This window comes from Enterococcus hermanniensis (assembly GCF_001885945.1).
Taxonomy (GTDB): Bacteria; Bacillota; Bacilli; order Lactobacillales; family Enterococcaceae; genus Enterococcus_A; species Enterococcus_A hermanniensis.
This window is the reverse complement of record NZ_JXKQ01000008.1, coordinates 1-24,611: the sequence shown is the minus strand read 5'-3', so window position 1 is coordinate 24,611 and position 24,611 is coordinate 1. Positions and strand designations below refer to the sequence as shown.

The window sequence follows — 24,611 nt, the reverse complement described above, 5'->3', positions numbered from 1 at the left end:
CCTCTATCAGCAATTTTTACATTTTTTATTTTCTCATAACTCAATTTAGCATACAACTAGCTTCAATAAATATTAAGTATACTATTCTAAATACAACGTATTAATTTAAAATTACCCTATATCCTTGATTTATACCATATAAATATGAATATTTTAGGAAGCTTTTAGAAATTAGACAAAAAAAGAAAGACTGAAAAACAGTCTTTCTTCGAAAAAGCCACTGATTATTTTGCGTCAGCTAAGTTTTTATTTGCTTGATCCCAATTAACAACAGCCCAAAAAGCCGCAATGTAGTCAGGACGAACATTTTTATATTTTAAGTAATAAGCATGTTCCCAAACGTCTAGTCCGATGATTGGTGTTTTGCCATCCGTTAACGGACTATCTTGATTAGCAGTTGATGTGATTTCAAGTTTACCATTGTTCAATACTAACCATGCCCAACCAGAACCAAAGCGACCAGTTGCAGCCGTTTTAAATTCTTCTTGCATTTTTTCAAAGCTACCGAACGCTTCATCGATCGCGGTTTTGATTTCTCCTGTTGGTTCACCGCCAGCATTAGGTGCTAAAATTTTCCAGAAGAAACTGTGATTTGCATGACCACCGCCGTTGTTGCGGACAGCCGTTTGGATATCTTCAGGAACGTCATTCAAATTACTGACTAATTCTTCGATTGATTGTTCCCCTAATTCTGGATGTTTCTCGATTGCTGCATTTAAATTTGTTACATACGTATTATGATGTTTATCATGATGCAAGTGCATCGTTTCTGTATCGATATAAGGTTCTAATGCATCGTAACCATAAGGTAACTCGGGTAAAGTATAAGTCATTGTCTAATTCCTCCTTAAGTATCTTACATAAAGACTGTATCAAACAATGCATAGTTCTTCAAAAAATATGCCTAGCGCGGCGAAGAATCCGATTTCTCTTCTTCGATGCCCTCGATTTTTTTGAAAATAAATACTTTACTAAAGAAATAATTTGCGATTACTACGACTACTTGTGTAATGATTTTAGCAATCAAATTTCCGGTATGGAACATATCGATAAATAAATACATGCAGGCCATATCCATTCCATAGGAAATGATACGGGCAACTAAAAATTTACTAAATTCCCAAACCAATGCACCAATGCCTTCCGTTTTTGATTGGAACACCCATAATTTGTTCGTGACAAAGGCAAATAAAACCGAACAAATCCATGAGATCGTATTAGAAATCGGCCAACTAAGATGAAAGGCTTGATACGCTAACAAAAAAGTAACGATATTAACAACTGTCGCTAAGCCACCAAAAAATAAATAAATAAAAACTTCCCAAAGCTTTTTTTCTACTAAATACTGTTTAAATCCTTGATAAATTTTCATACGTTCACTCTTTCTATTTAAGCTCTCCCTTAGTAAGATAACGAAGCTTTGAATGGGAGTCAATTCTTTCTTGATTTCTTTTTAGTTTTTTATCCTTCACCTTGTTATTTCAACCCTACTTCGCTACAATGACATTTGTATATATAGATTGGAGCGATCACATGACTTTTCGTCAATTATTTAAAGGATCTTTGTTTCGTTTTGAAGATCTTAGCCAAGCTAGAAGCACGCCCTTCTGGAAATCAATTATCTATTTAATCGGTTTGAGTATCCTATTAGCTATTCCGACTGTTTATCAAGCCTTCCAAGTAATGACTCAAATCAAAGCTGATAGTTTGAAAATCGTTCAAAAAGTTCCTGACTTTACGATTGAAGATGGACAAATTAAAACTGATTCGAATGATCAGGGATTTATTTACCAAACCGATTCGATTATTTTCACTTTTGATCCAGCTGGCAAACGGAGTCAAAAAGAAGTCGAAAAAGATTTAGTTGGTAATTACTTTAGTGTGGGGTTACTTAAAAGTAAAGCTGTCGTCGTTTTACCCGATTATGGTGGCATCAGTTCGACAATGTTTGGAGATAACGTCCTAACCTTTTCTTACAAACAAGAACCATTAAAAAGTCTGACGGGTGAGAAACTGAAAGCTGGATTGAAAGACTTAGAAATTCCTGCTTGGACACCGTTGGTAATGCTGATTGCTGGATTATACCCCGCTTTCATTAATTTATTTGTTACTTTGTTGATTGCGGGAATTGCGGGAACGATTGTAGCAAAACTAAGATTGCGCCGGATCACCTTTTTCGAATCGTTTAAGACAATTGTTTATTGCGCAACGATACCAACGATCATCGCAACACTGATTTCACTATTTCAACCCGAATTTGATGTCAGCCTCTTGATTACATTTATTAGTTTATTTATCTTTTTTAGAGTCACGACCTTTTTTCCACGAATTGAATTACCAATGAAATAACTGCTTACGATTTCGTAAGCAGTTTTTTTTCACTTATTTTGTTAAAATAGAGCCAAGATGTGAATTGAAATGAGGGAAGTTTAATGTCAAAACCAATTATTTTTTTACAACGAGAATTCCGAACTGAATTTATTGAAAAAATCCAAGCACTCGCTCCTGATTATTTAATTAAGACCGCTCTTTCTAAGGACGAAGTAGATCATGTAGCAATTTCGGTTGGCTGGAAAAAAGAATTAAATGATGCTTTGCTAGCGAGCACACAATTGAAGTGGGTCCAATCGATTTCAGCCGGTGTGGATTACTTACCTTTAGAACAATTCTCAGAACGTGATGTTCTACTTTCAAACGGCAGTGGGATCCATGCTCTATCGATCAGTGAACACATCATTGGTACGTTATTGAGTTATTATCGGGGGCTAAACCAAGCTGTAAAATATCAAGAAAAAAAAGAATGGGTGGCTGATTTTACTCATTACGACCAATTAGCCGGGAAAAATTTATTGGTTGTCGGAACTGGCCATATTGGGCAGCAATTGTCAAAATCCATCCGCAGCTTAGGAGTAAATGTTTACGGTATCAATACGACGGGGCATTCCGCTGAAGGATTTATCGAAACTTACTCAATCAAAAATTTGACTAAAATTGTTTCCGATATGGATATTGTAATCGGTATTCTACCAGGCACTGCAGATACCTATCATATTTTTAATAGTGATGTTTTTGATCAAATGAAATCCTCAGCTGTCTTTGTAAACGTAGGCCGTGGGAACACTGTTCATACCAAAGAATTGACCACAGCATTGAAAAAACAGCAAATCGCATTTGCTGCTTTAGACGTATTCGAAGAAGAGCCACTACCAAAAGATAGTCCATTATGGGAACTTGATAATCTATTGATCACCCCTCATATTTCAGGACTCACTGTTGATTTTCAAAATAAATTTATGAAGATTTTTTTAATAAATTTAAAAAGTTACCTTGAAAAAAATGAGCTGGCTGTCAATCAAGTAAATTTAAAAAATGGGTATTAAAAAAGTTGAAGCTACGGCTTCAACTTTTTTTCAGTCTCTTTCACAATATAAACAGGTCTATTTTTGGTCTCCAAGAAAATCTTTCCAATATACTTTCCGATAATTCCGATTCCCAACAATTGAACACCACCGATAAACAAAATAATCGTCACTAAAGAGGGCCAACCTGCTGTAGGATCTCCAAAAAGGAGTGCCCGAACAATAATAAAAATCATGGCAATGACAGAGGCCACACAAGAAAAACCGCCAACAAATGAGGCGATGCTTAAAGGTACATCTGAGAAATTGACGATCCCATCAATTGAATAATTAAAAAGTTTCCAAAATGACCACGAGGTTTCCCCAGCTGCTCGTTCCCTATTTTCAAATGAAATGTACTCTGTTTTAAAACCGACCCAACTGAACAATCCTTTAGAAAAGCGATTGTGCTCCGTCAATTCTAAAACGGCATCGACCATTTGACGCGTCATTAACCGATAATCTCGAGCACCATCCACCATTTCGGTATCACTGATGTGGTTGATCAATTGATAAAATTTCTTAGCAAAAAAGCTGCGAACTAACGGTTCTCCCTCTCGGTCAGCCCGCCGAGTCCCAACACAATCAATATCAGTCGTCTCAACTAAATTAATCATTTGAGGTAAAAGCTCGGGTGGATCTTGAAGATCTACATCCATGACAGTGACTAGCTCTCCTTTAGAGGCCTGCAGTCCAGCATATAAAGCCGCTTCTTTTCCAAAGTTACGTGAAAAAGAAATATAGCGGACATCATTATATTTCTCTGCTAATTCACGTAAGACCTCTAAGGTTTGATCACTTGACCCATCATTGATAAAAATATATTCAAACTCATGTAAAACTTCTTTTTTTATTTTTTCCATTGCTGTAAAAAATAATGGGATCGCTTCCTCTTCATTAAAACAGGGGACAATTACTGACAACATTCAAATCACATCCTAGTTAAACTTATACTTTGGTTCATCCAACTCTTCATCATAATCCACTTCTAAATCGTACCCTTTGAAAAACCATTCATCCGCTTCTTCAATAAAAAATAATTGACTACCAATCGTTTCTTTAACTAATGTTTTTTCTGGTGTATCGACGGCTATACCAACGGAAAAACCATCATGAACTTGCGTTTTGCCATAAACTTTTCCATAAAACTTAATTCCTTGATCGTCCGTTGGTTCCATTTCTTTTTTGAACCATTCTTGTGCTTTTGGAGTAATCGTCAATTCCATCTATTCTCACCTATCCATTCATTTTTTCATCTAAGTAGTCCACATCTTCATCACGACCAATCACCACTAAATGATCATCTTTTTGTACCACTTCTTCTGCTCCTGGTGTAACGATTGGATCTTGTTTATCACGGCGAATTGCTACGACATTCAAACCAAAGCGGCGCCGAAAATCTAATTCATTCAGCGTTTTTCCATAAAATTTACGGTTGGTTACATTGATTTCAGCCAATGAAAATTCATCTGATAATTCTAGGTAATCTAAAATATTTTTAGAAACTAAATTGTGTGCTAAACGTTGCCCCATGTCACGTTCTGGGTGAACAACACGGTCTGCTCCAATTTTTTCTAACACACGGGCATGGTATTCATTTTGAGCTTTAGCTACGATGTCTGGCACACCCATTTCCTTGACCATCAAAGTGACCAGAATACTTGCCTGGATGTCTTCTCCGATAGCCACGATCACATGGTCAAAATTTCGAATACCTAATGAACGCAACGTCATTTCATCTTGCGCATTCGCAACTACAGCATGTGTGGCAATATTCATATATTCATTGACTCGATCTTCATTACTATCAACCGCTAAAACTTCCTGACCAGACTCGATCAATGTCCGACAAATACTTCCGCCGAACCTTCCTAATCCAATAATTGCAAAATTTTGTTTCATGATAGCTCCTTATTTTATACACTAATAACATCAAAGAGATGCTTGCTTAAAAAAGAACAACAACTATAAATCCAAGTATAACAAAGAGCGGGTTAATAAAACAGAGATGACCTCTCTATTTTATTAACCCGTGTTTAAAGGCATAGATAGCGGCTTGCGTCCGATCCTCGACTTCCAATTTTGCCAGGATATTTGAAACATGCGTTTTGACTGTTTTTAAGGTAATGAATAATTCATCCGCAATTTCTTGGTTACTCATGCCTTGAGCGATCAATAATAAAATTTCTTGTTCACGATTGGTTAATTCTTCATGTAATACGTGACGATGGCGATTGGATAATTGATCCATCATCTTAGTCGTCACTTCTGGTTCCAATACTCGTTCACCTTGGTAAGTTGCCCGAATAGCATCTGCAATTTCATGGGCTGTTGATGTTTTTAGTAAATAGCCCGATGCCCCAGCTTCAATTGCTGGATAGACTTTCTCATCATCGATAAAACTTGTCACGATCAATATTTTAGCTTCCGGCCAATCTTTCAGGATTTTTTTGGTTGACTCTATCCCATCCATTACTTCCATCACCAAATCCATTAAAATCACATCTGGACGTAGGACTAAAGCTTTATCATATCCTTCTTCACCATTCTCTGCTTCTCCCACTACCTCAATATCTTGTTGAATTGATAAATAAGAGGAAACACCTAGACGAACCATTTCGTGATCATCTACTAATAACACTCGAATCATTTTTTACCTCCTAGCGACGTTAATAATTTTCATTGATTCTATAGTTACTTGTTTGTACTTACAAATTCCAACACCTTTTTACTGTGTTACTACAGGCACTTTGATTTCAACACTTGTTCCTTGACCTTTAAAACTAATGATCTTAGTAGTCCCACCAACACTCGCAATCCGCTCACGGATATTTCTCAGTCCGTAGCTTCCTGCATGTTCGTCTTTGGCTTCAAAGCCAACGCCATCATCAATGATTCGCAATAAAACATTTTGATCAACAATTTTTAAGTAGACTTCTAACTCATTCGCTTTTGCATGGCGTAATGTATTAGATAAAAGTTCTTGGACCACTCTGAATAACTGATCCTCAATGCTTGAAGCAACGGAGATATCCTGGATGTCCCATTTTAATTGGATCTGAATTTTTGTTTGTAACTCTTTCAATAATTGCTCGATTCCCTGACGCAGACTTTTTCCTTCTAAACTAATCGGGCGTAAATGCAAGAGCAACGCTCGCATTTCAGATTGTGCAGCATTGATGATATCCGCAACCATTGCTAGTTGTTTCTTGTACGGTTCTAGCTCTTCAGAATATTGTGACTGCTCATTTAAGGCTGACATCATCATCATCGCCGCAAACAGCTGCTGAGAGACCGAATCATGTAATTCCCGAGCTAAGCGGTGCCGTTCTTCTTCTAAGATTTTTTCTTTCGTTGTCCCATCGATCATTTGCGGTTGGCTACTCAATTGTTGTAAATCCCGAGAAGTCGTAATCAATTTCTCTTTGATACGTTTAATATCATGATCGACTAGCAACATTTCTTTGTTTTGTGAAATCGGTGTATCTAAAAACGCTTGTTCATAATTTCCAGCTGCCAAAATTTGTAATTTTTTTTCGATTTTTCCTAGTTGGCGTTTTTCTAAAAATGCGACTAAAAAGTAAACAATCGCACACACTGTCAATGATAAGATCACGATATGAATAAACAATGGAATGTAAAATATTCGTGCTCCGAACAGTTGACCAAACAATCCTCTTTTTCCAATGGCGTACATATACAGAAACAATGTGCTTAGAATCAACAAAAAAGAAACTAACCCAGAATAAAGCGCGATCTGCACACGCGAATATTTTCCCGTCATACGCGAATCACCTCAATATCTCCGACCAAGGTATTGGTGATGATTTTCAAACGCCGTTGACTTCCATCATAATCTTCGCTATATACTTTTAACGACTCATTACGCAGCATATATTGTTCATCATCAAAATCGACTTTACCATATAACGTCGCATGTTCTAAAACTAACCCCACACCATAGGGAACTAAAATACGCGTCCGACCAAAACCCTTGCGGACAATTACGATACTGTCCTCTTTAGGAAGTAACGTATTTCCTAAATCAACCAGTGTGTCCCCTGCTAAAATCGAGATGTTGATATCATCCCATTCAAACACTTGAGTACCAATCCGTTCATTTCCGATCCAGCCCTGCCGCTTTCGCTCTCCGTTATGGCTGATTGGCTCTGTGCTATCGACCATCACTATGCTTTTTCTTTTTTTTAAAGAATGACTTGGCATTGAGATACCTGCGAGTTCAAATCCTTTAAGCCCTAAAAATAAAACCGCAAAAACAAGCATCAGCCATGTAGCTGGACTATTGACTAAACAAATAATCACGATCACTGACCCCAAAATCAATTGGAACTTCCGCCGTTCTTGTTTTCGTAGGGCAAAGTAAATATTCAAACCACCAAAGAGAAGCATGATCAGCATTGCCGGATTAGAAGATAATTGCCATAATAAAAAGATCGCTAGCAAAGCTTCTACCACGAAAAAAAAGCGCCATGGATTTTTCAAGTTATCTTCCCCCTCACCTACTTTTATTCACCTCTTATTTTACTGGGTTTCTTACAGTAATACTATCGGTCTTAAGTCGCAGCCGTAAAAAAGCCTAAAAGAAAAGAGGCGACTAGCGCCTCTTGGAATTCTTAGCTTTGTGACACTTTAGTAATTTTCACTTCCATACTTCCACCTGGGGTAGCAATCGATACGACATCGCCCACACTCTTACCAATCAACGCTTGGGCAATCGGTGAATCATTTGAGATTTTTCCTGAGAACGGATCCGCTTCTGCTTTTCCTACGATTGTATACTCTTCTTCTTCATCATCCGGTAATTCAACAAAAGTAACCGTTTTACCAATTGAGATTTCGTCAGAGTCAACGTTATCTGTATCAATAATTTGTGCAAAACGAATCATGCTTTCTAATGTATTAATACGACCTTCAACAAAAGCTTGTTCATCTTTTGCTGATTCGTACTCAGAGTTTTCTGATAAGTCTCCAAAACTACGGGCGATTTTGATACGTTCAATAATTTCACCACGTTTTACTGTTTTTAATTCTTCTAATTCTTGTTCTAATTTAGCTTTTCCTTCTAATGTCATCGGATACGTTTTTTCTACCATGTTTTCTTCTCCTTCAGTCAACAAAATTACGAAAGGTAATCTTTTATAGATTTAATCCACAAAAGATTACCACGTAATGATTGTATTGTAAATTATTTATTGCCCTTTATTGACATATTTTTCAACAAGTTCCATGTGTTCTTCATACGTCTTGGCATAATAGACTTTTCCGGTTGAGATATCCGCTACGAAATAAACATAGTCATTATCGGTTGGATTCAAGACAGCTGAGATTGCTTCTTGACTCGGATTATCAAATGGTCCCGGACCATAGCCTGTATTCACATACAAGTTATATGGGGAATCTATTTGTGTGTCTTTGATTGTTACTACTTCCTTATGTTCACCTAAAGCATAAAGAATTGAGATATCTGATTGTAAGGCCATCCCTGCATCAATACGATTGAAGAAGACTTGGGCAATATTCTTACGGTCAGACTCAGTAACCCCTTCTTTTTCCACTAAGGAAGCTAAAGTCATTACTTCTTGCACATCCATGCCTTTTTCTTTTATTTGACTATAGTATTGAGACATTACTTGATTCGTTGTATCAACCATTTGAGTAACTAAATCTTTCAAACTACGGCTCTTATGGATATTATACGTCGCTGGGAATAGATAACCTTCTAAACGATAACGAACATCTTTTGCATTGCCTGCATCTGTCAATAGATCTGGATATGTGGTTTTCAGTTCTTCAAAGAACTTGTCATCCTTCATCAATTTGATGAAATCAGCTTTTTTGAAATCTGTCTTTTTGGCCACTAAAGTAGCAATCTGATCAATATCATAGCCTTCAGGAATGGTTACTTTAGAAGCATCATCCAATGGTTCTGCACTACCGCCTTGCTGCAGCTCTTTACCGATTTGATCCAATGTCATATTAGGTGAAAACTGATAATACCCTGCTTGAAAATTGGTCAGATTTTTGAATTTGGTATAGAAGTTAAAGATCATTCCATCTCGAATAACATCACCATCTTCTAAAATATCCCCAATTTGTCGATTCGATGAACCACTAGGTACTTCTACTTGAACTAATTTCTTATCGTTTTTATCCAACGGTTTCAATCCAGCATTCACATAATTATAACCAGAGATTGCTAAAATCCCTGCAACAATCAAAATGCCGATGGTTAAAACATAAACAATTTTATGGACAACTCGATCTTCTTTACGACGTTCTGCTCGTTTCAAGTTACTCTCCTCACTTATATTGCCTTCAAATTCAGCATCCATTTGATGAAGTTCATCAAATTTTTCACCAATCCGGGTAAAAATAGAAGGTTCTTCCCTCTGATCCTGCTCACTTGAAGCCGTTTTTTTCTCTGCTTCAACTATTATTTTTGAATTATCCTGCCCCGACTTTACAGAATTCGAATGACGAGAAGTCATTTTTTTCTCTTTTTTTACCTTTGGTAATATGGACTTTTCTTCGTCCACCTGTTTTTTTTCAGCTTTTTTTGAAGGCTCAACTATTTCTTTTACAGATTCTTCCCTAGCTTTTTTAACAGGTGCTTTCTGCTCAACTACTGGTGAATTAACAGATTGCTTTTCAACTGATGTTGAGGGACCTGCAGATTCTTTTTTGAAGGCTTCATTTTTTTGCTTTTCATTCTTACTTTGTCTCTTGCCAAATAAACGCTCATAGGAGGATGCTAACTCTTCATCGTCCTCACTTTTGTTTTCTTTATCTAAACGTCCACTAACAGTAGTCGTTTTTTCTGTTGATTCAACTTCACGATTTTTCCGGCCCTCTTCTAAAGCGCGCATAATCTGCTCTTTGAAAGAACCTTCTTCCGAGTGTTGGTTTTGATCCTCAGACAAAAAACAACTCCTCCTTACTTCATGTCATAACTTTAACCATTATACATGAAATAAAAGAGGAGTAAAATGTAAAATTTATTTAGTTAAGGAAATTATAGCTTTTTCCTCTGGTTATTTTCTTCATACAGACGATGGAGATTTAATTCATAGTCTTTTTTTGCATTTGTTACGACCGTATCCAATATAAAACCTGTTACTAATAATAGTAATCCAAAAACCATTAGTCCAGAGGCAAGAATTGATGAAGGTACTTTAGTAATAAAACCTGTATGGAAAAATTCATTAATCACAGGAACCCCACTAATTAAACCTAATAAAAAAAAGATGATACTCAATGAGGTGAAAAATAACATTGGTTTATAATCTTTACACATCTTCATGATTGTTAGCAATACCTTGGTTCCATCAGAAAAAGTATCTAGTTTAGATTCACTACCTTCGGGTCGATCTCTATAGTCAATCGGGATTTCTATTAATTTAAATCTTTTATCTAATGAATGGATTGTAAATTCTGTTTCAATTTGAAAACCTGAACTCATTACTGGAAAGCTTTTGACAAAAATACGATTGAAGCCACGATAACCCGTCATTACATCTTTAATAGATGCTTTATACAAATGGTTGATTGAATTTTTCACTAAATTATTACCAAAATCATGGAAAGCACGCTTGTTTTCATCAAAATAAGTCCCATTTGATAAACGATCGCCAATTACCATATCAGCTTTACCTTCTCGTAATGAAGCAATCATCTCATGAGCATGTTCAGCAGGATAAGTATCATCACCGTCTACCATTAAATAGTAATCGGCATCAATATCAAAAAACATTTGACGAATCACATTTCCCTTACCCTGGCGGGGCTCTTTTCTAACGATTGCTCCTTCTTTTAAAGCAATCTCATAAGTATTATCTGTTGAATTATTATCATAAACATAAATATCTGCCTCTGGTAATTCCCTTTGAAAATCATTGATCACTTTTTTTATTGTCAATGCTTCATTATAACAAGGAATCAAGATTGCTATAGTCTCATTGTCCATTTTTATTTTCTCCTAACTACAACGCTAACTATCATGATACCAAAAAAAAGTCGGAGATGCTCCGACTTTTTAAACTAAATTTTCTGATATTAAATATTCTCTAATTCCTTCATGGACACTAAAGTTTGATTGATAACCTAGTGATTTTAATCTTGAGATATCTGAAACAGATTTTTTGATATCTCCTTCACGTTCAGCTTCGTACTTAACAGGTAAATCAACATGGACTATTTTATTTATCACATCAATCAATTCCTTCAACGACAAAGCATTCCCTGTCCCAACATTAAATTGTTTACCCAAAGCTGCTTCTTTACTAGCCACTAACAATAATGCTTGAATGACGTCCTCTACAAATACAAAATCCCTTGATTGAGTCCCATCACCAAACAAAGTAAATTCTGTCTTCTCTCCATTTTTCAATTTTTTATATCGATCAACTAAAATAGAGATAACACCACTATAAGGTGATTCTGGATTTTGATTTGGTCCATAAACATTAAAGAAACGAACTGCACTTGTATTCACCCCATAAAGATGATTGTAGTCCAATACATATTGTTCAGCAGCAAATTTATCTATTGCATAAGGAGTAAGTGGTCGAATTACTGATTCTTCTTTCTTTGGTAGTGTAGGTTCATCTCCGTAAACAGCCGCAGAAGAACTAAAAACCAAACGTTTTAAATTCTTTTGGTATTTTCTAACCAGTTCCAATAACATCAAAACACTTTCAAAATTAATTTGGTGTGTTTCTACTGGGCGTTCAACAGAGTCAGCCACACTAGCAATTGCTGCTAAATGAAAAATATAATCAAATTTATTTTCTGAGATGATTTTTGTCATCAGGTTTTTATCTGTGACAGATCCGTTAATAAAATTCAAATTATCGGATTTTTTTAAATTTGATTTCTTTCCCATTGATAGATCATCAATTACCACTACAGTATTTTCTTTAGATAAATGATTAGCCAAAGTGGAACCTATGAAACCAGCACCACCAGTGATTAAATAATTATACATAAAAACTACCTCATTCTGTCTATTATAGACTTATAGTTCAAGCAACCACTTAAGTAAGTTTATCATTTAGAAATGAAAAAAACTATAAAAATGTAATACAAAAAATGTTTGTATCACATTCTATCTTTACTAGTTATCTTTTATTAATTTCAAAAAATTTTTCCCACTAGTAATTATAGAGCGATGAATTAGCAATAGATATATTAGATAACAAATTCCATACATAATTAAACTCATAATTGACCCTTCAAATATTAAATTGCTCGCTATGAATAAAATAGTTACTGTAGTCTCTAAAATTGTTCTATAACCAAATTTTATATCCATAATTTGACACAAGTAATACTCTGCAAGATTACATCTTAATGCTAAACAAAAAATTATTAGCCCGACTGACATAGTTAAATTACCAACTATGAAAATTACAAACAGAGACATCAAAAGAGATGTTACTAAAGTAACCACATTGACTAGTAAAATTGTTTTTTCCTTCCTCAAAGATTTTAGATATGTGTTTATCAATAATGACATTCTTCCTTCATAAACCACGATTGGAAATAAAATCCCCATATAAACTAAGCTATCCTTATATTCTGGTAACCAGGCTCCCAAAACTAATTTTGCTGGAATATAAAATAATAGAATTCCATAAGTTACTGGAACAAAAATATTACGTAAAGTAATGAATAATTTAGGAAGTTTTTCCTGATTTGTACGTCTTAATAAGGGAAACATAACCACTCCGACTGCGTTAACAAAAGTTAAAAACATATTAGATATACTTAGAGTAAAAGACAATTTACCAAAAACTTCAATTGACCATTTCTGTTGGACAAAAAATCTGATTGTTCCGAGAATTAACATACTAGCAATATTGCTAAGTAATAATTTACTACCAATATTTATATTAGAGAATATTTCCCCAATAGTATTTTTTAAAGGACGAATTTTTTTTGGAAACATATCCTTAATGCGGAAAATACCCCATAATGTCAAAATTAGCTTAGACAAAATATCCATTATGATTAACCAATAAAAATCTCGACCACCAAATAAAAAATATATCCCGATAAAAATTACATATAAATAGCGATCGTTTCTTGATAATTGGGCGTACTCTTTAATCCTATTAGTTGACTGGAAAATATATAGAATAAATGTTTTCATTATAGTGATAATTGAAACAACAGCTGTCAAAATTAAAATTAATGACTTGTTTGTTTGAGGCATAAAGAATACTGACCAAACAATTACTAATGAAGATAGCAGTGTCTCAAAAATCATTAAATACCAAAATTGAGATCCCAGTAATTCCTTATCTAAATCATCATATTCTTCCCCGCCAATTTTTAAATAAATTCCGTCAATCCAACCAAAATGTAAAAAACCAACATAGGAAGAATAAAACACATATAATTGCCAATAACTATACTCTGTAACTCCTAAAAGTTTAGGTACAAATAAATTTAACAAAACTGATATACCTAAAGTTGCAAAATTAGCAGCAACTGTATAGTACAAGTTTTTAATAACCGATTTAGCTTTATTATTCACAATTTTTCCATCCTTATTATTTAAATTGTTTGAAAGAAGAATTGAATTTATAAAGATGTAAAATATCTGAAAAAAAGTAAAATTTAGTTTTATATTTAAAAAATGCTTTAATGATTAAATTAAACTGTTTTTTACTTAAAATAGAAATTCGCATATTTAATTCTTCTAATGAATCTATAAGAAATTTTTCTTTCAAATCATAATTCAAAACAAATTGGTTTCTTTTTAAATAGTTCAAAGCTCCTGTTAAACGATCATATCTACGCTTTAAATCATTTAATCTTTTTATATAGGGAGTATTTTTTTCAGATTTATCAATTTCTTTTTTGAAAGAACTAAGACCATGTTTTCTCCAAGAAATCAGATTCTCATGAATTACATAAAGACCATCACTTAAAATCCCACTACCCCACATCGCTTGATCATGAACAGGATTCTTAGTTCCTTCTATATACTCTAGAACATTGGGAATGAAGTTTTTTCTTACTGCATAAACACAACCTGGTCTTCTTAAATATATATTGTTAGCATTAAAAACGACCAATTCTTCTTTGTTAGTACTTTTAACCGTATCAATTTTTTTGAGTTTTTCAGCCAATCCGCCTTTTTCAACTAGTTCGGTATAATCGGATACTAGAACTTTTACCTTCTGATTATTTGTAAAAATATTTGCCATTATTTCTATTTTACTAGGGTTCCATTCATCATCTTGATCACTAGTAAAAATAATATCTCCCTTAGCAGACTTTAATAATTCAATAAAATTTTTTCGCCAACCAACATTTTGCTTATTCAATTCTAAGGTCCAAGTATCTATAAGGTTATTTTTCTCTATATAGTTCTGAATGATTTCAACAGTAGAATCTGTTGAACAATCATCTCTAATCAGGACTTCATCAACATGTTTTGTTTGATTTTTTAAAGATTCTAGCTGTTGTAAAATATTTTTCTCTCCGTTATAGGTTGCCATTACAACTGATGTTTTAGTAGTTACCATAGTATCCCTCTTTTCTAACCGCTCACATCTATCCTAATATTCCGACTCAAGTTAATATCCGAGTAATAAAATACCGCATTTGATCTAACTGGTCAAATGCGGTATAGATAGTTATATCACTTTTAATTTTCCGAACAGTTATTCACTTTATAAAAAATATATGGATGATGTGTTTTTCTTTCTTCAATAGGCGGCATTTTCATATAATCCCCATATCTTAATTCTAAGAACTCACGTCTTGCTTTAATAGCCATTACAGAATGACCCTTAAAGCTTACATCTTCAACATCCTCAAACCAACTCTTAGGAAATACTCCCCAATCAATATCAGTAAATTCCATGTAGCCACAATAATTTGAATCCCCAGCACTATATTTTTGCGCTGTAGTTTCATATAGATTACGCCAATATTTATATCCACCTTTTTGAATAAGTGAAAGATGTCTTGGAAACCTAACTATCAATTTAATACAACTTTTAATTTTAGAATATGATCTAGCATAGCAAAGTTTGAGTGAATCCATCATATTTAAACGATACTTTTCAACAATATCATGATGCCGTTTTTGCTCTGCTTGGTTCTTAGGAATAGTGTCCAAAGGAAAAATATCGACAAAAACACCTAAATCTTTTTCTTCACCATTAAATAATTGTTTTGTTTTAACACTTGTCCTAGTATCAACTACTTTTGCAAAAGGATACCTATAAGTTTCTCTAGTTTTAAATTCTAAAAGAGTATAGTTATTATCTTGTACTTTTAGAATTTCCATAAGTCTTTCATATTCGGAACGAAGTAAAACAATATCAATATCATCATCCCACGGAATAAATCCTTTATGACGTTCAATCCCAATCAAACTACCATAAAAAACTGAATATTTAATCTCATGTTCTCGACAGATTTTATCAATATATAGTAAAATATCTAATGCTATTTCTTGAACTTCAGAAATTCCAATTTCTTTCAATTTTTATCCTCCTTTATTAATTCATTCTTTGCTTGAACAGAGGCTAAAAAAACCCAAAAAATTAAAGCAGAACTTGTTGCCATTAAAAACATTTCATTGTGGAAAAAACCAGATAAGAATAATGTTAAAACCGCTAATAAATGATAACCGTGCGAATTTTTTGAAAAAATATCTCTAGTAAACGCACTTATTATTGAATTTACTATCGCTTTTAGTAAAAAGATTAGCATAATTATTGCCCCAATAGTACCGGTGGACACCAAAACATTTATATATGCATTGTGGACTGCTAATTTTGTTTTTGCTAAATACGTAGTTGGCATTTTTTTTTCTGCATATTCATGTAATGATTTGGGTGGAACACCTAAAAGGGGGTTTTCTTTGAAGATATCCACAGCACTTTTCCAAATTGTAAACCTCAAATTAGAAACATCTGAACTATCTGAAACATCTTTTCTTACCAAACTCACTGATTTATCATGATTTATATTTTTATCATTCTCTTTTTTCAAAAATTTACTACCATCAAAAGCGGTAATTGCAGGCGTTTTTGCAAGTAAATTTTTTGTCTGATCTACCACAACAAAACTCATTGCAGCACAAAACATAGCCAATATTAGGCTTATTATAACTCGGATATATATATTATAAGCTTTAGTTTTCACGCTATGAAATAACTTGAAAAAAATAAAAGTAAATGTAACTAATGTTAAAACTATTAAACCATTTCTTGATCCTGAAAGACCAATATACATTATTTGAATAATAATATTAGCGGTATAGAAAAGACGTAACCCTGTTTTTAGTTTTTGATAACCTAGTAAGTAGTAAAGAGACAAGATAATAATCACAACCGCCATAACAGCTGCATAATTTGGATCAGTATAAGACCCAAATAATCGATTTTCTACAATTCCAATTCTCAATGGATTTTGCTTGTTTTCTAACCCTGTAGAATAAGAAAAGCGAATAGCAAACATTGCCAGAGAGACAATGGACATAAAAAAACCAAATATAACAATGATATTTCGGAAGATGTCAAAAAATAGCTGGTTATTGAAATCGTGAAAAATGGTCGAATATATCATCAACAGGAAAATGGCTTGCCAAGCTAAAACTTTAATATTTCCTATAGGACTAAATTTATAATTTACTATTGTTGATAGAAAAAGCACCGTTAAAAAGGCTATAAGCAACCAATTGTAATACTTAAAATTTCGTTGTTTTAAAACTTTTAATAATTGACTAATGAACAAAATTTCGCCAACTAATCCGGCAAAAGTAAAGACCAAAGAGTCAATTCTTGTGGGAACCAAACTATAAGCACCTATAGTTCTAAGCAAATAAGCTAGTAATAAAAAAAGTATGTAGATTTCAATAATATTTATTTTATATTTTTTTGTTTGCATGACGACACTCCGTTTACTTGTTTACAGTTGTTATATAATGCTTTTGTATTTTTGATGGTACACTATACAATCTAACGCTTATCATTAATAGCAACATCGATATTTTTCTATTTTTTGTAAAAATTGAGTTTTTCATTATAAAACTAAAATTAGAACGTAAATATCGAACAATCTCTTTTGTTTCCGAAATTTGGTTTTCCAAATTAGCATTTACAATCTTATCTAGTACTAAAAAATTAGCAAAACAAACTCGTTGATGAGCTGCCTCTTCAATTTCTTTTGTTCGACCTGAAACTTTTTTTTCATTTTGTTCCCAAGCATCAATATATTCTAAATGTTTTTTTGAAAAAGTCTGACTTGTAATACTATCATCACGATGATAGTAATAATATTTTTGCCTCGTATCTACAACAACCTTTTCACATTTATCAAGGATTCCTACAATAGTAAAAGAATCTTCATGATATTTTCCTTGAGGGTATCTCAACTCAGAAAAAATCGACTTTTTATATAATTTATTTACCGCATGATCAGAAATTTGATTTCCATGAAAAATTAGCACAGTAGCCTCATCACGATTAAGAATCAAATATTTTTTTTTCTTTTCACTAGGTTTCTTTCCTTCATAAACATGGTAGATACCACAGATTGATAGATCTGCCTCTTCCTTAACAATATTATTATGAAGAAGTTCATACATATCTTCAGCAATATAATCGTCACTATCAATGAAACCTAGATATTTACCTTTAGCACTATCTATTCCTGCATTTCTAGCACTACTTAATCCACCATTCTCTTTATGAATTACTTTGACCCGAGAGTCTTTCATAGCATATTCATCACAAATAGTTCCTGAACTATCAGGTGAACCATCATCCACTAAAATTAGCTCAAAATCAGTAAATGTTTGAGCTAAAATTGAATCAACACATTTTTTTAAATATTTTTCTACGTTATATACTGGCACAATAATACTTATCTCACACATTAAACTCGCTCATTTCTGATTAATTCAACTGTATTTTCTAAAGCTTCTTTCAACCCAAAAATTGGTTTCCAATCGATCGCTTCAATCTTTTCAGATGCTAAAATAGCTTGACTAGCAGTTGAAAATCCTTTAAGCTCTTCTTCATCTGGAAGATCAAAAATTACTGTTTTTTGATTTAATGCAGCTAATTCACTTGCTAAATCCCTTAAATGTAAATTAAATTCTTCTACAGCAATATTATAAGCCTCTCCATTTTCACCAATAGCTAATAGATAAAGTAATGCATAAACAACATCACCCACATAAGCATACGAAAAATACTGATTGCCCTCACTTTTTAACACGATGTCTTCATTATTGACTGCATTAAGAATAAATTGCGAGGAAGCCTTTGAATCATTTAATAGCATTGTTGGACCAAACGTACGGCAAATTCTTGGAATCACAATATTTAAATTATGTTTAGCCATATACGCTTGGCACAAACTCTCACTAGCACGCTTACCTTCGGGATAGCCGGCTCTCAATGTATTGCAATCAATATACCCACAATAATCCTCAGAAAATTTTTTTACATCTCCTCTGTTTTCACCATATATTTCAACAGTCGAGAGGAAAGCAACTCGCTTAGATTGATTATTAACAGCAAAGTCCAAAACTTGTTGTGTACCCATTAAATTAGTCATGATAGTTCCAATTGGATCTGTTGTGTACGCTCTAGGGTGTGTATTACTAGCTCCATGAAAAATATAATCTACTTTAGCATCTAACATAATTTTTTGAGTGACATCCGCTTCTAACAAGTGGAAAAAATTAGAATCCAGATATATCGAAAATCGATTCTCTAAGCGTGCTATACTTCTACCCATCGCAAAGACATGGATATTTGCATTTGATTTCTCATTTCTTCTCATTAAAACATCAACCATGTAAGAACCAATCATACCTGTTGCACCAATAATTAAAAATGAATGATTATCAATTTTATTCCAGTCATTTTTCGCAAAATTTACTCTGTCTAACTCAGCCAGATAGGTTTCATTTTCTAGTAACACATTTCCACCTCTAATCTTTCATCTTCAAATATGCTTTAAATAGTTCCAAATCATCTTGAGTAGTTAATTTTATATTTTTATCCGAACCTGCCGCAAAGTATAGGGTCTCTCCTAACTCTACCATCATTGTATTCGTATAAGAAGAATCAGACATTCCAATATTTTCTTTAACAGCTTTATCATACGCCCAAGATAATTTACCAAATTGATACGCTTGGGGTGTTGAAACCCGACGTAATGTATTCCGGTCAATATATTGCTTAGTGGTCTCTTCAGTATATTTTACAAAAATTTGTTCATTATATGGTAATGATGTTACACTATTACCAAATTCTTGAGATTTTACAATTACGTCAGATAAAACAATTTCATCCACCAACGGACGAATTCCATCATGAATAATTATTGTATCGTCATCCTTAGAGTGCTCCTTCAAAAATTGAACGCCATTATTAATTGATTCTTGACCTTTTGATCCTCCAGGAATAATCCATTGTACTTTCTTAAGTCCGTATTCTTTAATATACCCCCACAAGGTATCTTCCCATCCATGTTTACATACCACCAAAACTCGGTCGACCATTGGATGCTGTTCAAATGATTCCAACGTATAGATAATAATTGGTTTCCCATCAATTGTAATAAATTGTTTGGGAATAGTTTGCCCCATTCTTTTTCCGACCCCGCCGGCAATGATTAATGCTGTGATCACTTATTTATCCTCCTTATTTACTAAATAATAGGTGCCTTTATACTTTTTATATGAATTATTTGGATTTATATATACTGTCTCGTGATGAGCCAAACGCTGCTCTACAGGAGGAAGTTCCATATAATTACCAAATACTTTTTTTAAATAATTATCATAGCCTATAGGTATTGGTAACTCAGTATCCTCAAAAGGTACAATTTTAGCGCTAGAAAAATCATTTTTGGGATAGATATTCCCCATATATCTAGGACCAACACATAATTCAGTTACCCATCCAGTATTTTTAGAATTAAACCTAGTCATTTTTTTTTCTGCAAATTTCCATAAGCGATACTTATTAGCTTTTCCAGGAACTACCCCTAGCAGTACTTTGCCTAACATAGTAACTATCTCCCCATGATTTTGAGGTACTTGTTGACTACAATAAATTGCATAGACTGTTGCCCAAAATTTCTGGATTTTTCTTTGATAGTTTTTTTCAGGTGCTACATCTAAAGGAAAAATATCAATTTGTATTCCATGGCAAATATCTAAATCATCCTGATAAGTTTTGATAAAAGTAGTATCTGCATCTCTCAATGTAGTGAAAGAATTTCTATCATTATATTCTTTGCTGGCTCTTAACAATACATACTTTGAATTATCTTCTTGAGTTTTCCATAGTTCCATCAATTTAATGTAATCATTTCTTGGCATAAAAAAATCTAAGTCATCATCCCAAGGGATAAATCCTTCATGCCTGATTGAACCTATAGCACCACCACCACATAAATAGCACAATAAATTATTCTTTTTGCAAAATTCATAAAAGTATTTCGCAAGGTGTAGACTTTTATTTTGTACTTGCTGCAATTGTTCATCTTTACTATACATATCGACCCTCAACTTTAATACTTTCTCTTTAAAATCGCCATAATTCCCGGCATTTTGTTTTCAACAAAAGATCCTGTAGTCAATACCGTTCTCACTACTGGGTTCGGCATATTGAATAACAACTTAGTAATTTTTTTTGCTGTGGTATCTGTTTTAGCAATTTTCTTAGCCTCAATGATAGTGCTATCTTTCAATATGGAATTTACTGCGGCTGCTTTTTGTTGCCTATTCAACTTATTAGTCGCTAAAATTGAAAAAATGACTGACGTAGTACCTTTCAGTAATAGTGCAGCCATTCCCTCCTTGTGTTCATCATTTGTAATTGAATTACTGCGCTCATAAAACTCTTTAAATGTCTTAAATTTATTTTCGTTATATTGATTGGTTATACCTGCTCCACCTTCAAATTCATATATATATTCAATCTTAGGATTCATTACGATCTTAGAACAATATTTATAATAATCTAAATTGAATATTCGATCTTCACAACTACGATAATTTTTAAATCGAATAGCATATTTTAGAATAATATCTCGGCGATAACACTTATTCCAGACAACATACATTAATTGTTGGTTCATTAATTCATACATGTCCGCTAGGAATTCCTGATTCGTTTCATAAACATAGTCATTTACTAAATAATTTTTTTCATCTGCTACTTGTTCTTTATCCAATGTTCTAAAAGTAAACGAACTAATGATTAGATCAAGAGCAGAATTAGCCAAAATAATTTTTTCATAATCTTGTAAAATCGTTTTTTGGGGATAATCATCTGCATCAAAGAAAAGTAAATATTCCCCTTTCGCATGTTCTATTCCATAATTACGAGCAATGCCAGGACCTTGATTTTTTTTATCCAACACTTGAAAACGACTATCTAAGGAAATGCATTGTTCTAGTACCTCTCTTGTATCATCAGTCGATCCATCATTAACAAGTAATACCTCAAAATTATTATTATCTAACTCTTTTAAAACATTGATTGTTCTAGCGATCGTCGTAGCAGCATTAAACACAGGAATAATGATGCTAAATTTGGGAGTTAGCATGTTTTCACCTCAGATTATTGTAAAACCTTTTCTTTTGGAAAATCTATCTTATCTAACGATGTACAGATTTCATCTTCTTCTAAACCTTGTGAAGAAACTTTATCAAATAAAATCTTGATTGTTTGTAATAGAATTTTCAAATCTAACATGAAAGAATATTTCTTGATATACAACAAATCAAATTTCAATTTACTATTATAATCAGAAGCATACTTTCCATATACTTGGGCGTAACCAGTTATTCCCGCTCGTACATTATGACGCAAATAGTAGTAAGGATTTTCGGCATTAAATTGCTCAACAAAAAAAGGGCGCTCAGGACGAGGTCCGATAATCGACATATCGCCTTTTAAGACATTGATCAATTGTGGTAATTCATCAAAACGGACTGCACGAATAAATTTCCCTACAGGTGTCACACGAGCATCATTACTTTTAGCTAAGACCGGACCCGATTTTGATTCTGCAGTAGCGCTCATTGAACGAAATTTGTAAATTGGAAATTCTTTTTGATCTTGTGTGATTCTAATTTGCTTATAAATAATTGGTCCAGGAGATGTTGCTTTGACCAAAATTGCTGTAATCAACATAAAAGGCGATGCGATCACTAATAAAATTAATGAAACAACAATATCGAATAAACGTTTAAGAGTAGCATCTTCAGAAGGAATCTTAAATCCAGAAGATTCGATGATACTCTCATCTTCAAAATTCATAATGTTTGGATTAATCGTTACTAAGTTTTCAAATGTTGTATTCAAAAATAATTTTTTTTCTTTTTTGATGGCAAGTTGATAAATTTTCAATTTTTCAGCTTCATCAATTTCTGATGCCAAATAAACAATATCAACCTCATCAATAATTTTTTCTAGATTTTTATAAAAGTGGTCTAACACCACTGATTGTATTTTATGCTTATTGTTTTTTTGTGAACTGAAATTTTGAATAGCTGGCGCAACTTCTTTTTCAAATCCGATGATCGTCACATTTTTATCGGCACCAAATTTCATATACGCTTTATAGATAATCGTTCGATAAACGATCAGTAGTACTGTTCCTAAAAAGAACGAAATCAAGATAACCATTCTTGGAAATGCAAACCAACGACCTGCGAATGTAATGATCATAATACCTAATGACATCAAGAATTGCCCGATGACAGTGACAAAAACAATATCGCTGACAATCCGATTATAAAATACGTACGTCCCCAATAGTACATTTAATATAATGAAGAAAATTGAAATAAACAACGCTGAACTTTCAAAGGTTTGAAAGTTTCTTTCAGGAATGGTTCCCCCAAACTTCAGCCAAAAACTAAAATAAATAGAGACATTATAGACAATCACATCCATCAGAATAATAATTATCCGACGTGCCGCACTCCATTCACCATTTTTATTCATATAAACACTCCTAATCCACAAAATAATCCATTACACATCTTACCATATAGCCTAAAAAAAAAGTAGCGTTGCCTAACAAAAGTAACGAAAAAGAAAAGAACAGAAAGTAGTCAAAATTCTTCATTTGACTACTTATCCATTCCATTTCAAAATTGATTTACTTAGCTACTAAACTAGACCATTTAAATTATTCAGTTCAGCATTAATCTTGAGGAAACAAATAAATTTTAGAAAATCTTGTTCCAGAAAAAATATTTGAAGTCATGTTTCCAGCCAATACTTGATGCCAAATTCGATTTTCGTTTGAGCTATTCCCCCAGAAAATTCCGATATGACAATCGTAATTTATATCCGTCCATACAGGATCAAAATAAATAATATCTCCTTTTTGTGCTTTTCCACTTTTTAGTAAGGCATCGACTGAACTAAAAGTGTAATATTCAGTATTCCTCATCAAAGCATCTCGCCAATTATAAGCATTGGCATAGCTCCCCCATCCTTGAGTGATACCTGAAATTCGGTTTAGGTTTCCACCACTTCGGCGCATCACACAAGCTACAAATCCAGTACAATTCATCCCCGGACCGTAAGCGTTCGGTGCTCCATAGGGACTCAAAAAAGGTTCTGGATTACTAGAAGATAATCCGCGATAAGGAGTACCAAAATAGAAACGATCATTTTGATGAGCAGTCAATTCATTGACCACGCGTTGGCGAGTTGTCCCTAGGTAGCTTGCCGTACCCTTGCGTTCTCGCACTGCGTCACTATTTACATAACCAAACCATTTGCCATTAGATTCATATAAGGAATAATATGTCGATCCATTTATGTGTTTGTAATACCATTTTACCTGATACGTTTTATTAATCAGCGAATTGGTTCGTGTTTTTTCACTCCAATTGAAGTTATTCCAAATTGAATACCCATTTTTGATAACTAGGACTGACTTATTCGTTGAAAAACCTGTTCCTTGAGCTCCAGATACGGAAGCAGCTGCGCCTTCATTCAAATAGCCCTGCCATTTTCCATTATTATCATATAAAGATAAATATTTTGAGCCATTGTAGTGTCGATACCAGCCTGTAACTTTATAAGTTTTTGTATTTAAATTTTTAGTGGATCTTCCACTTTTGAAATCAAAATCTTGCCAAATTGTCCAATTACTCTTATTGACTGTGACATATTGATT

At 33.5% G+C, this 24,611-nt stretch carries 24 protein-coding genes and 1 pseudogene; 2 read left to right on the top strand and 23 right to left on the bottom strand.

The annotated features are described in order from the left end of the window. Positions 1-224: 224 nt before the first annotated feature. Positions 225-833 (bottom strand): superoxide dismutase, encoded by a 609-nt coding sequence (locus RV04_RS09560; protein WP_071858239.1) that lies wholly within the window; start codon positions 831-833, stop codon positions 225-227. A 71-nt stretch (positions 834-904) separates the two neighbouring features. Beyond that, positions 905-1,372 (bottom strand): GtrA family protein, encoded by a 468-nt coding sequence (locus tag RV04_RS09555; RefSeq protein WP_071858238.1) that lies wholly within the window; start codon positions 1,370-1,372, stop codon positions 905-907. A gap of 161 nt (positions 1,373-1,533) precedes the next feature. On the opposite strand from RV04_RS09555, the gene RV04_RS09550 reads away from it, so the two are divergent. Both RV04_RS09550 and RV04_RS09545 read left to right on the top strand, forming a co-directional pair. After that, complete coding sequence (locus RV04_RS09550; protein ID WP_071858237.1) at positions 1,534-2,349, top strand: DUF1189 domain-containing protein; 816 nt, start codon at positions 1,534-1,536, stop codon at positions 2,347-2,349. Positions 2,350-2,432: 83 nt separating this feature from the next. Continuing rightward, positions 2,433-3,380: a phosphoglycerate dehydrogenase gene (locus RV04_RS09545; protein ID WP_071858236.1), complete on the top strand. Its 948-nt coding sequence runs from the start codon at positions 2,433-2,435 to the stop codon at positions 3,378-3,380. A gap of 11 nt (positions 3,381-3,391) precedes the next feature. On the opposite strand, the gene RV04_RS09540 is transcribed toward RV04_RS09545, so the two are convergent. The 21 genes and pseudogenes from RV04_RS09540 to RV04_RS13260 all read right to left on the bottom strand — a co-directional run. Next, the gene (locus tag RV04_RS09540; protein WP_071858235.1) at positions 3,392-4,324 is read right to left on the bottom strand and encodes a glycosyltransferase family 2 protein; all 933 of its coding nucleotides are present in this window, start codon (positions 4,322-4,324) and stop codon (positions 3,392-3,394) included. Between the two features lie 12 nt (positions 4,325-4,336). Next, positions 4,337-4,624: a HesB/YadR/YfhF family protein gene (locus RV04_RS09535; protein ID WP_071858234.1), complete on the bottom strand. Its 288-nt coding sequence runs from the start codon at positions 4,622-4,624 to the stop codon at positions 4,337-4,339. Between the two features lie 10 nt (positions 4,625-4,634). Continuing rightward, positions 4,635-5,300, bottom strand: a complete 666-nt coding sequence (locus RV04_RS09530) for a potassium channel family protein (protein WP_071858233.1) — start codon at positions 5,298-5,300, stop codon at positions 4,635-4,637. Positions 5,301-5,415: 115 nt separating this feature from the next. Then, positions 5,416-6,048 carry a response regulator transcription factor gene (locus tag RV04_RS09525; RefSeq protein WP_071858232.1) on the bottom strand — a complete coding sequence of 211 codons (633 nt, stop codon included), beginning with the start codon at positions 6,046-6,048 and terminating at the stop codon, positions 5,416-5,418. Between the two features lie 78 nt (positions 6,049-6,126). Beyond that, entirely contained in the window at positions 6,127-7,182 is a 1,056-nt protein-coding gene (locus RV04_RS09520; protein ID WP_071858231.1) for a sensor histidine kinase, read from the bottom strand. Continuing rightward, positions 7,179-7,901 carry a cell wall-active antibiotics response protein LiaF gene (liaF, locus tag RV04_RS09515; RefSeq protein ID WP_071858230.1) on the bottom strand — a complete coding sequence of 241 codons (723 nt, stop codon included), beginning with the start codon at positions 7,899-7,901 and terminating at the stop codon, positions 7,179-7,181. The genes RV04_RS09520 and liaF overlap by 4 nt, the downstream gene beginning before the upstream one ends. Positions 7,902-8,032: 131 nt before the next feature. Further along, positions 8,033-8,512 carry a transcription elongation factor GreA gene (gene greA, locus RV04_RS09510; protein WP_071858229.1) on the bottom strand — a complete coding sequence of 160 codons (480 nt, stop codon included), beginning with the start codon at positions 8,510-8,512 and terminating at the stop codon, positions 8,033-8,035. A gap of 96 nt (positions 8,513-8,608) precedes the next feature. Beyond that, positions 8,609-9,751 carry an endolytic transglycosylase MltG gene (mltG, locus tag RV04_RS09505; RefSeq protein ID WP_071858323.1) on the bottom strand — a complete coding sequence of 381 codons (1,143 nt, stop codon included), beginning with the start codon at positions 9,749-9,751 and terminating at the stop codon, positions 8,609-8,611. Between the two features lie 680 nt (positions 9,752-10,431). Next, positions 10,432-11,382 carry a glycosyltransferase family 2 protein gene (locus RV04_RS09500; RefSeq protein ID WP_071858228.1) on the bottom strand — a complete coding sequence of 317 codons (951 nt, stop codon included), beginning with the start codon at positions 11,380-11,382 and terminating at the stop codon, positions 10,432-10,434. Between the two features lie 69 nt (positions 11,383-11,451). Continuing rightward, positions 11,452-12,402, bottom strand: coding sequence for an NAD-dependent epimerase/dehydratase family protein (locus RV04_RS09495; RefSeq protein WP_071858227.1), 951 nt, complete (start codon positions 12,400-12,402; stop codon positions 11,452-11,454). A 129-nt stretch (positions 12,403-12,531) separates the two neighbouring features. Next, complete coding sequence (locus RV04_RS09490; RefSeq protein WP_071858226.1) at positions 12,532-13,956, bottom strand: lipopolysaccharide biosynthesis protein; 1,425 nt, start codon at positions 13,954-13,956, stop codon at positions 12,532-12,534. A 16-nt stretch (positions 13,957-13,972) separates the two neighbouring features. Beyond that, positions 13,973-14,953: a glycosyltransferase gene (locus tag RV04_RS09485; RefSeq protein WP_071858225.1), complete on the bottom strand. Its 981-nt coding sequence runs from the start codon at positions 14,951-14,953 to the stop codon at positions 13,973-13,975. A gap of 122 nt (positions 14,954-15,075) precedes the next feature. Further along, entirely contained in the window at positions 15,076-15,921 is an 846-nt protein-coding gene (locus RV04_RS09480; RefSeq protein ID WP_071858224.1) for a LicD family protein, read from the bottom strand. After that, entirely contained in the window at positions 15,918-17,330 is a 1,413-nt protein-coding gene (locus tag RV04_RS09475) for an O-antigen ligase family protein (protein ID WP_071858223.1), read from the bottom strand. The genes RV04_RS09480 and RV04_RS09475 overlap by 4 nt, the downstream gene beginning before the upstream one ends. A gap of 13 nt (positions 17,331-17,343) precedes the next feature. Further along, positions 17,344-18,321, bottom strand: a complete 978-nt coding sequence (locus RV04_RS09470; RefSeq protein WP_071858222.1) for a glycosyltransferase family 2 protein — start codon at positions 18,319-18,321, stop codon at positions 17,344-17,346. Then, entirely contained in the window at positions 18,321-19,376 is a 1,056-nt protein-coding gene (locus RV04_RS09465; protein ID WP_071858221.1) for an NAD-dependent epimerase/dehydratase family protein, read from the bottom strand. Before RV04_RS09465 ends, RV04_RS09470 begins: the two co-directional genes overlap by 1 nt. Positions 19,377-19,386: 10 nt before the next feature. Beyond that, a complete protein-coding gene (locus RV04_RS09460) occupies positions 19,387-20,088 on the bottom strand; it encodes an IspD/TarI family cytidylyltransferase (protein ID WP_071858220.1) in 702 nt (233 codons plus the stop codon). Further along, entirely contained in the window at positions 20,089-20,961 is an 873-nt protein-coding gene (locus tag RV04_RS09455) for a LicD family protein (RefSeq protein WP_071858219.1), read from the bottom strand. A 14-nt stretch (positions 20,962-20,975) separates the two neighbouring features. Then, on the bottom strand, positions 20,976-22,016 hold the full coding sequence (locus tag RV04_RS09450; RefSeq protein ID WP_071858218.1) for a glycosyltransferase family 2 protein: 1,041 nt from the start codon (positions 22,014-22,016) through the stop codon (positions 20,976-20,978). 14 nt (positions 22,017-22,030) lie between these two features. After that, positions 22,031-23,422 (bottom strand): sugar transferase, encoded by a 1,392-nt coding sequence (locus RV04_RS09445; RefSeq protein ID WP_071858217.1) that lies wholly within the window; start codon positions 23,420-23,422, stop codon positions 22,031-22,033. Positions 23,423-23,624: 202 nt separating this feature from the next. Beyond that, positions 23,625-24,611, bottom strand: a pseudogene (locus RV04_RS13260) (hypothetical protein); the annotation flags it as partial.